Origin of the sequence: Mesorhizobium sp. M0239 (genome assembly GCF_040321815.1) — a bacterium.
Lineage (GTDB): Bacteria > Pseudomonadota > Alphaproteobacteria > Rhizobiales > Rhizobiaceae > Mesorhizobium.
On sequence record NZ_JAMYSG010000070.1, the window covers coordinates 1 to 6038 of the forward strand.

At 58.8% G+C, this 6038-nt stretch carries 4 protein-coding genes and 1 pseudogene; 2 read left to right on the forward strand and 3 right to left on the reverse strand.

Features of this window, described 5'->3' with window-relative positions:
* On the forward strand, positions 1–140 hold a 140-nt coding region (locus NKI99_RS33245), incomplete at its 5' end, for a winged helix-turn-helix domain-containing protein (RefSeq protein WP_352546282.1).
* 679 nt (positions 141–819) lie between these two features.
* Here NKI99_RS33245 and virD4 read toward each other — a convergent pair.
* The 3 genes and pseudogenes from virD4 to NKI99_RS33260 all read right to left on the reverse strand — a co-directional run.
* A complete protein-coding gene (virD4, locus tag NKI99_RS33250) occupies positions 820–2565 on the reverse strand; it encodes a type IV secretion system ATPase VirD4 (protein WP_352613670.1) in 1746 nt (581 codons plus the stop codon).
* A gap of 247 nt (positions 2566–2812) precedes the next feature.
* Complete coding sequence (locus NKI99_RS33255; RefSeq protein ID WP_245260339.1) at positions 2813–3589, reverse strand: hypothetical protein; 777 nt, start codon at positions 3587–3589, stop codon at positions 2813–2815.
* Positions 3590–3890: 301 nt separating this feature from the next.
* Positions 3891–4160: pseudogene (locus NKI99_RS33260) on the reverse strand (integrase core domain-containing protein); the annotation flags it as partial.
* 443 nt (positions 4161–4603) lie between these two features.
* Here NKI99_RS33260 and NKI99_RS33265 point away from each other — a divergent pair.
* A partial coding sequence (locus NKI99_RS33265) for a potassium transporter Kup (protein ID WP_352613672.1) occupies positions 4604–6038 on the forward strand: 1435 nt, incomplete at its 3' end.

Consider the following 6038-nt stretch of genomic DNA (forward strand, 5'->3'; position numbering starts at 1 on the left):
TCGATGTCCTAATCATGCGCTTGCGCCGAAAGCTGGAGGCTGATGCGGCCAACCCTCGCCTGGTCAAAACATCCCGTGGCGCAGGGTACTTCTTCAACGCTGACGTAGATGTTAGCTACGGAGGGACGTTGGCCGCGTGACAGTGAGCTATGCTGGAGATTGGGGTGACGAGGCTGATCAAGTCTTCCAACAGTACCAGCCTGATCAATTACGGCGAGAGCTACCGGTCCGGAGATCGCATCAGCCCCTCTCTGCATATGCACGCGGCCGCCTGAATTGCCGATTTCGCTCAGCTGCTGCTGAATGGCGACGGCTTGCAGCGTATTCAGGGCCATCTGCGTCTGCGCTGGCCACAACAGCGCTGGTGAATGTTCATTGTTGGGACGACTCACTCGGGTGGCAGGTGGTTGCCCTGGTCAAGCTCATCCGGCGAAGGGCGGATCTGCTGTTGGCTGGCAGCCAAGACTGGGGGCGGCGGCCCGAACTCCGGCGTCCCAGAGCTTGCGAAAGCCTCCGACACGCTTCTGTTGAGGTCATCCCGTCCAGCGGGCATCCCTGGGTTGCTGAAAAAAGACGAGGCGGCTTGATGATCCTGCCCTCGCTGAAGCACCTCGCGAAACCCCCTGTTCCAGTCGCAGAAGCTCCTCTGGTTGGTTGGCGGCTCGTCAGCTCGACCATCGAACAGCGGCCGGAGCGCCTCGGACACGTGCTGCTCAAAGCCCACTTGCCGGGCTTGGCCCTTCCAAGCCGGCGTCCTGCACCTGCGACAAAGCTGTTACACGGGATGGATTTTTTCGCGGGGTCCACACCAGCCTCACATCAAACTGTATCGTCAAAGTCCTGCGCCAATTCACACAGCGGGTCATCGAGTTGAGATTCGGCGGAGAGCGCCTCCTCTGCTCCCGTCAAGGGCGCCGGCTCCGGGAGGGCGCCTGTCTGGCGTTCAAAGATGCGTTTCAGAATGCGATCCGAGAAATAACGCACCTTCCTCAATTTTAATGGTGGCAGACCTTTGATGAGAACAATCTCGTAGTCGTCATCGAGCAGCCGAACCTGTTCGGGACGCAATAGCGGTGCACCTTGATGTGAATTCTGAATGGTCCAGTCGAACGTTCGCGCCTGGCTGTGGGAAATCGATTTGGCTTCAAACGTGTATTCACCGATGGCCTTGGAAATGTAGTTCGGAGTCTCGTCATCAGCCGTGGCCATGAACACTTGCAGTCCGGTATTGCTGAGAAAATTCTGCTTGCCAGCCTCTCCATAAGCCCCCGTCAGTGCCGAAAGGCTTTGGATGATGAGCATGAAACGCCCCTTGTAGCCCGCGATAGTCGTGATTGCGGTCTCGATCGCCTCCAGCTTACCCAAGTGCTTGAACTCGTCGAGCAGGAAGAGAACCTCGTGCTTTTCATCCCGGCGGGCCAGCGACCGCTGCAGAATTGAAACGATTTGCTGAAAAAACAAGCGTATCAGAGGCGCGATCACCTCAAGGTCGTTCGGACCAACGCAAAGATAGATGCACGTTCTGCGACGGCGAAGATCATAGACCGAAAAGTCCGAGCGACTTGTGGCCGCCTTTACAGCGGGATCCGCCCACAGGTTGAGCCCGCCATCGCCGAGCACGGAAGTGTAGGAGGTTAGGATTTTCGTATCGTTCCCCGCCATGTCGTCGAAAATGCGTTGTGCCTCTTTGTTCTGGGTCTCCATGGCGAGTCGCGCAAAGAGCTTAAACTTCTCCCCCGGCTGGGCGAAGAGGTCATAGACGGCGCCGATTGTTGGCGTGCCCCGCTCGATGCAGGCAAGGATTCCCGCGACAAAGATATCTCGCGCGCCGCTGACGAAACCTTCCGCGCCCTCCCCCTTGGCCGTAATCAGGTTTGCGGCCAAGCGGCGGGCTTCGGTGAATTGCTGCTGTGGAGGCAACGCTATAAGATCCAACAGCGGATTGTAGCAGTTTGTGCGCCGCTCCGAATCCAGCGGCGCGAATTTAAACACGTCGTCACCTGCGGCTTTGCGCGCCCTCGAGGTGAGCTCAAAGAGCTCCCCCTTGACGTCCAGAGCTATCACCGAGCCTTTGAATGTAAGTAGCGTTGGAATGACTATGCCGACGCCCTTGCCAGCGCGGGTCGGTGCAACGATGAGGCTGTGAGGCTGCTCGCCATTGGTCAGGTAGTAGCCAGGCCAGAAAGGCGCACTTGTCTTCCCAAACACCGGCCCTGTCACGCCACGGTATCGTCGCAGATATCCCGTGCGTCGCATTTCATTCACTCGAGCCCAACGAGCCGTCCCGTGGTGTTCGAGCTTGCGGCGCAATACGATCTGCTGAATCAGCAAGACGACCGCGGACGTCGAGAGCACGATAGCCGCGCCCCGATAGAAAACGGGGGTTGCGAAACCCAAATAGAAGGGCGTCTCAAACCAAAAGGCACGGACATCAAACGCCATCAGAGCCTCGCCGCTGCCGCCGTGGCGGAAGGTTGCGTAAAGACTTGCCGCACAGAAGCCCACGGCGAGTGAGCACGCGATGCTAATGGCTATGTTGGGGGGCGTCGTTTTTGTTGAAAGCATTGTTCCATTGCCGGATTAGCCGTAGCTAATGCTGCGCGTGCTTCAGAGACCGAACCGGCGTCGCGCGATGTCGCCGCTCGACAGATCGATGCCGCAGCGGGTGGTGCGATGCTTGCAGCGCATCACCCGGCAGACGTGGTTTTTGAAAGTTACACTAAGCAGGTACGTCAACGGCCAGCGAATTGGAAACGGCAAGGCCGTAAACGGAATTCGGGAGAGAAAGCGTCACTGTACCATGGCCGAGACCTCAACGGCCGGAGCGATCTCTGCTTCTGGTGGCCTCCATTAGGTCCTCTCGGGCGTGATTGAAGGCGTGGTTTATGGACCGCCCGATTTGAGCACCCCGCTGCAGCTGTTCATACGAGGTTTGCGGGCCTACGGTATCACGGACTGCAGCCTCAATACCTGCTATGTGGCCGTCCAGATTCGCACTCCGTTCCTCTGCTGCATGCTGCGGCGGCGGCATGTGCGGCAAGATGTCTTGCATGCCGGGAAAAACTGAGTGAGCTTGGGCCTGTTGGTTTGCGTCTAACTGTTGATACATGTTGAGAATAGCATTGGATGCCATCATCCTGACATTGCCATCCGGATCAGAAGAAGCCAATCCAATGGCCTGATCAAGAATGCGAGATTTGTTTTCGTCAGTAAACTTACTGAAGTGTGGCGCAACGTAATAAGCTCCGAGAGCTTGCGACGGCGGATCCATGTTGCCAATGCGATTAACAATAGCATCTTGCAGCCCTGGCGTTAGGTAATCGCCTAGATTACTGGCCGCTCCGACTTTCTGCAATGCTATGTCATCCGTGCTGTACCCCAATTCGGCTGTTAATGTCGCGGCCAGATCGATGGCTGATCGTCCAAGACGATTGGTCCGCCTTTCAAATCTCGCGAGGTCAGTTTCTGGCCCGGGTTGAGTGCCCCGAACGGCTGTTCGCTCGTGCGTCCCGAGGCCTTTGAAGCCCCCAAGATTTCGCGCTGTATCGCGCGGGTTAGCGGTTACCAGCCGTTCTGCAACATCGCTCAATGGCCCCTCTGGAACGTCACGGAGGCTACTGCTCCCCACGCCTTGAGATGATCTTGCAGCTGCACGTGCCCGTTTGTTATCGCGATCCATTGCTCGCCTCCAAAGTAGTTATTCTACCCAATGAGGTTACCACCAAAGCTTGACCTGCTAAACCGATATGATGTTACAGTTGTAGTATGGCAAAGGGTTCCCAGCTCTGTGGGTCTGCCAAGTGCCCGTCCAAGCCGAAGAAAATACGATGAAGCTGGCATCAAATGCGATGTGAACTGCCCCGGGCATTCCGGTGGCCGTTTCGTTTGAGTCACGCGGCTATGGCTGGTTCATCCAACATGCCGTAGTAGCGTTCCTCGGCTTCGGCCGGCGGGATGTTGCCGATGGGCTCCAGCAGCCAGCGATTGTTGAAGCAGTCGACCCATTCGCGCGTGGCGAACTCGACGGCCTCGAATGAGCGCCAGGGTCCGCGTCGATGGATCACCTCGGCCTTGTAAAGACCGTTGATCGTTTCCGCGAGAGCATTATCGAAAGAGTCGCCGACACTGCCCACTGCGGGTTCGACGCCGGCCTCCGCAAGCGCTCGGTGTATTGAATGCCGAACCCTAGAGAATCAGCCCTCAGAGCCTTTGGTAATAGACCGACCCCTCGCACCTGTTTGGGCCGGGTGTACAAGTCAGGTTTTCATCAGGTTGGACGAGTATGTCTGGCAGCCAGAGCGCGACCACTTCCGTGCCCGCCCGCTCGTCTGGCAGACACACAAAGGAGAAAGACATGCCGTCAGCTACAAGCAGCGCCATCGTTTCCTGCCGCAGATCATCGCCCATCCGGTCTGGCCCTCCTTCAGGTCCCCTTGGCCTGTGTCTCGTCGAGGAAATGGCCCGGGAGCGGGATCGTGGTTTCGTATGAGACAATCCGCCGGTGCGGCAACAAATGCGGTCCGCATACGGAGCCATTACGTCGCGGCACTTGATATTGCAGTGCAGCAAAGGTAGAGGGCCGCCCCTTATCGGAGTGTCGTCCATGGTCCTTACCAATACTGGTAGCGAGGCAGAACCCGTCGAACAGTCGAGCCATCCGGCAATCGAACAGCAAAGCCCCGAGGTGCTGATGCTAGGCGCGCTCGGCGTTGTCTATGGCGATATTGGCACCAGCCCGATCTACGCGTTCCGTGAGGCGCTGGTGGCGTCGTCGGGCGGCAATGTCGCCGAGCGCGGCGATATCCTCGGCGTGCTGTCGCTGATCATCTGGTCGCTGACGATCATCGTCACCATCAAGTACATCATGTTCGTGCTGCGCGCCGATAACGGCGGCGAGGGCGGCGTGCTGTCGCTGATGGCGCTGGCGCGCGGCAGTTTCCCCAAGCGCTCGGCGCTGATGCTCGGCATCGGCATCGTCGGGGCATCGCTTTTCTTCGGTGATGCCGTCATCACACCGGCGATATCGGTGCTGTCGGCGGTTGAGGGCATGAATGTCGTCACGCCGACCTTCCAGCCCTATGTCGTGCCGCTGACACTGGTCATTCTTACCATGGTGTTTGCGGTGCAGCGCTTCGGCACGGGCGGGGTAGGATTGGTGTTCGGCCCGGTGACGGCGGTGTGGTTCCTGGCAATTGGCCTTTCCGGGCTCAACCACATCATCGCCGATCCGGAAATCCTGTGGGCGATCAGCCCGCACTACATCGTCGCCTTCCTGATCAATTCGCCCGACGTCGCTTTCGTGACCATCGGCGCCATCTTCCTCGCCGTCACCGGCGCCGAAGCACTCTATGCCGATCTCGGCCATTTCGGCCGCAAGCCGATCGTGCTGGCCTGGCTGGCGATCGTGTTTCCCTGCCTGCTGCTCAATTATGCCGGGCAAGGCGCCTTCGTGCTGGCCAAGAATGGCGTCGTCGGCCATCCATTCTTCGAGATGAACGAAGGCTGGACGCTGATCCCGATGGTCGTGCTGGCGACGGCCGCGACTGTCATCGCCAGCCAGGCGGTCATCTCCGGCGCCTTCTCGCTGACCCGGCAGGCGGTGCAGCTCAATATGCTGCCGCGCCTGGAAATCCTGCACACCTCGGAGAAGCAGTCGGGCCAGATCTACATGCCGCGCGTCAATCTGTTGCTGGCGCTGGCGGTGATGCTGCTGGTCGTCGGTTTCGGCGAATCGAGCAAGCTCGCCTCCGCCTATGGCATCTCGGTGACCGGCAACATGCTGGTGACGACGGTGCTGCTGTTCGTCGTCATGACCCGGATCTGGAAATGGCGGCTGTGGGTGGCGGTCGCCATGACGGCGCTGTTCGGCTTCATCGATGTCGGCTTTTTTGCCTCCAACATCGTCAAAGTGTTCGAGGGTGGCTGGGCTTCGCTGGCGGTGGCCTTCACCATTGTGCTGGCCATGTGGACCTGGGTGCGCGGCAGCCGCTATCTGTTCGACAAGACCCGCCGCAACGAAATCCCGCTCGATTTCCTCG

What these genes read in the sequence shown, in the direction of transcription:
- virD4 (WP_352613670.1), bottom strand. Translation starts at nt 2,565, where the DNA reads ATGCTTTCAACAAAAACGACGCCCCCCAACATAGCCATTAGCATCGCG.